This is a genomic window from Inquilinus sp. OTU3971, assembly GCF_038440215.1.
This window is the reverse complement of sequence record NZ_JASATH010000331.1, coordinates 1-4,644: the sequence shown is the minus strand read 5'-3', so window position 1 is coordinate 4,644 and position 4,644 is coordinate 1. Positions and strand designations below refer to the sequence as shown.

At 72.4% G+C, this 4,644-nt stretch carries 5 protein-coding genes; 4 read left to right on the top strand and 1 reads right to left on the bottom strand.

The window, feature by feature from the left end:
- Positions 1–639: an endonuclease III gene (gene nth, locus AAHM41_RS39035; RefSeq protein ID WP_342242030.1), complete on the bottom strand. Its 639-nt coding sequence runs from the start codon at positions 637–639 to the stop codon at positions 1–3.
- Between the two features lie 77 nt (positions 640–716).
- On the opposite strand from nth, the gene AAHM41_RS39030 reads away from it, so the two are divergent.
- The 4 genes from AAHM41_RS39030 to AAHM41_RS39015 form a co-directional block, all read left to right on the top strand.
- On the top strand, positions 717–1,241 hold the full coding sequence (locus tag AAHM41_RS39030) for a DUF2244 domain-containing protein (RefSeq protein WP_342242029.1): 525 nt from the start codon (positions 717–719) through the stop codon (positions 1,239–1,241).
- A gap of 40 nt (positions 1,242–1,281) precedes the next feature.
- Positions 1,282–2,181, top strand: coding sequence for a creatininase family protein (locus AAHM41_RS39025; protein ID WP_342242028.1), 900 nt, complete (start codon positions 1,282–1,284; stop codon positions 2,179–2,181).
- Positions 2,182–2,230: 49 nt separating this feature from the next.
- Positions 2,231–3,121, top strand: a complete 891-nt coding sequence (locus AAHM41_RS39020; RefSeq protein ID WP_342242027.1) for a bifunctional transcriptional activator/DNA repair enzyme AdaA — start codon at positions 2,231–2,233, stop codon at positions 3,119–3,121.
- A 74-nt stretch (positions 3,122–3,195) separates the two neighbouring features.
- On the top strand, positions 3,196–4,644 hold a 1,449-nt coding region (locus AAHM41_RS39015), incomplete at its 3' end, for an amidase (RefSeq protein ID WP_342242026.1).

Here is a 4,644-nt window from a genome sequence, read left to right as displayed (position 1 = left end):
CTAGCCCGGCACGCTCTTCTCCGGCCATTCGCACAGGTCGGCGACGGCGCAGGCGGGGCACAGCGGCTTGCGCGCCTTGCAGGTGTAGCGGCCGTGCAGGATCAGCCAGTGATGCGCGTGCAGCTTCCAGCGGTCCGGCGTCACCCGCTCCAGCACCTTCTCCACCGCGTCCGGCGTCTTGCCCGGCGCCAGGCCGGTGCGGTTGCCGACCCGGAAGATGTGGGTGTCGACGGCGATGGTCGGCTCACCGAAGGCGACGTTCAGCACCACATTGGCGGTCTTGCGGCCGACCCCCGGCAGCGCCTCCAAGGCGGCCCGGTCGCGCGGCACCTCGCCGCCATGCTGCTGCAGCAGGATCTCCGACAGGGCGATGACGTTCTTCGCCTTCATGTTGTAGAGGCCGATGGTGCGGATGTAGCGCGACAGCCCCTCCACCCCCAGCGCCGCCATCTTCGCCGGCGTGTCGGCGACGGCGAAGAGCGGCCCGGTGGCCTTGTTGACCCCGACATCGGTGGCCTGGGCCGACAGCACCACCGCGACCAGCAGGGTGAAGGGGCTGCTGTATTGCAGCTCGGTCCGCGGCTCCGGCATGCGGGCGGCGAGTCGGGCATAGAAGGTGTCGATCGCGGCTGGCTTCATGCGCCGCAGCCTAGCGAGGCCCAGCAGGCCGCGCCATCGGCCATTGCCATGCCTTTCCGTCGGACTATGCTCTCAGCATGCGCAGCAGCAGCCTCACCCGGATCGGCACCCATGGCGGCGTCGCGGAGGACCCGGTCCTGTTCGAGCGGCTGCTGCAGCCGAAGCGCAGCCTGGGGCCGATCGGCTTCTGGCTGGTGATCGGCGTGGTCGGCGTCACCAGCCTGTTCAACGGCGTCTTGTTCCTGATGCTCGGCGCCTGGCCGGTGCTCGGCTTCTACGGGCTGGACGCGGTGCTGCTGTTCGTCCTGATGCGGTCGAATCTGCGCCGGGCCGAGCGCAGCTGGGAAAGCCTGCGCCTGACCGCCGGCCGGCTGGTGATCGAGCATGGCGACCAGCGCGGCGTGTCGCACCGGATCGATCTGCAGCCCTACTGGCTGCGGGTCGATGTCGACCGCAGCGAGGTCGGCCAGAACCGCGTCACCCTGACCAGCCATGGCCAGCGCTTCGCCATCGGCGGCTTCCTGGCGCCGTCCGACCGTGCCCATCTGGCGCGCGACCTGTCAGCGGCGCTCGACCGGCTGCGCGGCAGCGCCGAGACTTGATCAACCGCCCGCCGTCGCGGGTCGCGAACGGAGGGATGCGATGGACGAGGTCCGCTGGGAGCGGATGTTCCCCGATCAGCTGGAGCGCCGCTTCGCCGAGGCGCCGGTGCTGTACCTGACCTACGGCCTGTGCGAGCCGCACGGGCCGCACAACGCGGTCGGGCTGGATGCCTTGAAGGCGCATGGCATCGCCTGCGCCGCGGCCCGGCGCGGCGGCGGCATCGTCGCGCCGCCGGACTACTGGCACATCCATGAGGTCGGCGATTACGCGATCTGGTCCCGCGCCCATGTCGGCGAGGTGGCGCGCGACTGGCTGACGGCGCTGCCGCCCTGGCAGCATTTCAAGAACATCTGCTACCAGCTGCGCGCCGCCGACCGGATCGGCTTCAAGGCGGTGATCCTGCTGACCGGCCATTACGGCCAGAACTACCGCGACCTGAAGACCATGATTGGGCTGGTGCAGCCCTTCATCGGTGCCCGGCTGCTGTCGCTGCCGGATTTCGAGGCCGACCGCGAGGGCATCGACGGGCAGGGGCCGTCGCGCGGCGACCATGCCGGGCAGATCGAGACCTCGCAGCTCTGGGCGATCGAGCCGGACTGCGTCGACAGCTCGCGCCTGCCGCCGGAGGGCGAACCGGGACCGCATTTCGCCATGGGGCCGGATGCGGCGCAGTCGAGCCGGCGCGACGGCGAGGCGATGGTGGCGCGCCAGGCGGACTGGCTGGCGGACCGGGCGCGGGAGCTGCTGGCGGCCCATGACGAGGTCCGGCCGACCGCCCGGCTGCAGGGCTTCCGCGATGTCGAGCGGCTGTGGGAGTCGGTGGTGGCGCCGGCCCTGCCGGGCTTCCTGACCATGCAGCGCGACGGCACCGGCCAGGGCCGGACCGTGCCGCCGGACAGCCGCTGGCACCTGAACTGGCTGGCGGCGGAAGAGGGCTGACCGCAACTTCCGGGTTGTCCGCCGGAGTTGGCGGCGGGACAGTGGCGTCATGAACGCCCTTCTCGCCGATGAGCCGGCCTCCCTTGACGTGATCGGCGCCGCCGACGAGCCGCGCCACGACGCGGTGGCACGGGCCATCGCCCTGCTGGTGGAGCGGCGCGACGACCCGCCCGATCTGGCGACGCTGGCGGCCGAGGCCGGGCTGCACCCGCATCACTTCCAGCGCGTCTTCTCGCGCTGGGTCGGGATCAGCCCGAAGCGCTTCGCCCAGTATCTGCGGCTCGACCATGCCCGAAGGCTGCTCAGCGCCCCGACCAGCCTGCTCGACGCCGCGCTCGACACCGGCCTGTCCGGCCCGTCGCGGCTGCACGACCTGTTCGTGACCTGCGAGGCAATGACTCCGGGCGACTGGAAGGCGTGTGGCGCCGGCCTGGTGATCCGCTGGGGCCTGCAGTCCAGCCCGTTCGGCCGCTGCATCGTCGGCACCACCGATCGCGGCGTCTGCTGGTTCAGCTTCGTGAGGGGGGACGAGGCCGCTGCGGTGGCCGAGTTCGCCGGCGAATGGCCGGGGGCGGAGCTGGTGCGCGACCAGGCGGCCACCGCCGCGGTGGTGGCGCGGATGTTCGCGCCGGTAGCTGAGCGCCCGCCGCTGCCGGTGCTGCTGCGCGGCACCAACTTCCAGGTCAAGGTCTGGGAAGCGCTGCTGTCGATCCCGCCCGGCCGGGTGGCGAGCTATGGCGACGTCGCCGCCGCGATCGGCCGGCCGACCGCCAGCCGCGCCGTGGGCGGCGCGGTCGGGTCCAATCCGGTCTCGGTGCTGATCCCCTGCCACCGCGTGATCCGGGCCAGCGGCATCATCCACAACTACCGCTGGGGTCCCAGCAAGAAGCAGGCCCTGCTGGCCTGGGAGGCCGGCCTGACCGACGCCGAGGCGGCCTGAGAGGACGCCCCGCCGGGCTTGCCGGCCGCTCCTGCCGTGCTAGCCTCCCCCGAAACTGACAGCAGGGGAAGCGCATGGCGATCGTCACCGAGGCCCTGATCCGCGACTATGCGGCGCGTGACGGGCTGGGGTTGGCCGAATGGGTGCGCAGCGGCGCGGTCTCGGCTGCCGAGCTGGTCGAGACCGCGATCACCGTGATCGACCGGTTGAACCCGCAGCTCAACGCCGTCACCCGCAAGGCCTACGACATCGGCCGGGACCTGGCGGCGCGGGCGCCGGCCGGCGCGCCCTTCGCCGGCGTGCCCTTCCTGATGAAGGACCTCGCCTCGCAATGGCAGGACGTGCCGGCGAGCTGGAGTTGCGCCTATTTCCGGGACCTGCCGGCCGGCGGCGACAGCGAGCTGACCCGGCGGATCAAGCGCGCCGGGCTGGCGCCGCTCGGCCGCAGCAACGTGCCGGAGATCGGCTGGTGCATCTCGACCGAGCCGAAGCTCTACGGCCGCACCAACAACCCCTGGCGCGAGGGCGTCACCCCCGGCGGCTCCAGCGGCGGGTCGGCCTCGGCAGTGGCGGCGCGGATGGTGCCGCTGGCCGAGGCCACCGACGGCGCAGGGTCCATCCGCGTGCCGGCGTCCAATTGCGGCCTGGTCGGGCTGAAGCCGTCGCGCGGCCGCATCACCTTCGCCCCGGACGCGGTCGATGTCTGGTATGGCGGGGTCTATTCCCTCTGCGTCTCGCGCACGGTGCGCGACACCGCCGCCTATCTCGACGCCGTGGCCGGCGGCACACCGGGTGATCCCTACACGCCGCAGGCGCCGGCGGAAGGCTGGGCCGCCGCGGCCCGGCAGCCGGCGAAGGGGCTGCGCATCGGCCTGGTCACCCGGGCGCCGGATGGCGGTCCGGTCCACCCCGAGGTGCTGTCGGCGGTGCACGGCACGGCGCGGCTGCTGGAGGGCCTGGGCCATGCGGTGGAGGAGCACGAACTCGACTTCGACGCGTTGCGTGCCTGGTCGGTCTACACCGACATGGCGGCGGTGCAGACGGCGGGGATGTTCGCGGCGCTGGAGCCGCAGGTCGGCCGGCCGGTGACGCCGGCGGATGTCGCGCCGGTGGTCTGGGCCGCGATCGAGCGCGGCCGGTCGATCGGCGGCATCCGCCACGCCGATGATATCGAGGCGCTGCGCCGCTTCGGCCGGGTCCTGGTCGGGCAGCTGCTGCCCTTCGACGCCGTGCTGACCCCGGCCCTGACCCAGCCGCCGCGGCCCTTCGGCCAATGGGACATGACCATGACCGACTACGACGCCTACAACGCGCTGTGGTCGGACGCCGTGTTCATGTTCCCGTTCAACCTGTCCGGCCTGCCGGCGGTGTCGCTGCCGATGCACTGGACGCTGGACGGGCTGCCGGTCGGGGTGCAGCTGGTCGGCCGCACCGGCGACGAGGCGACGCTGCTGCGCCTGGCGACCCAGCTGGAGACGGCCCAGCCCTGGATCGACCGCCGGCCGCCAGTGTGTGCCGGGACT

Bases quoted from the DNA above. Each gene is read 5' to 3' on its own strand.
- nth (WP_342242030.1), bottom strand. From the start codon at position 639: ATGAAGCCAGCCGCGATCGACACCTTCTATGCCCGACTCGCCGCCCGC.
- AAHM41_RS39030 (WP_342242029.1), top strand. From the start codon at position 717: ATGCGCAGCAGCAGCCTCACCCGGATCGGCACCCATGGCGGCGTCGCG.
- AAHM41_RS39025 (WP_342242028.1), top strand. From the start codon at position 1,282: ATGGACGAGGTCCGCTGGGAGCGGATGTTCCCCGATCAGCTGGAGCGC.
- AAHM41_RS39020 (WP_342242027.1), top strand. From the start codon at position 2,231: ATGAACGCCCTTCTCGCCGATGAGCCGGCCTCCCTTGACGTGATCGGC.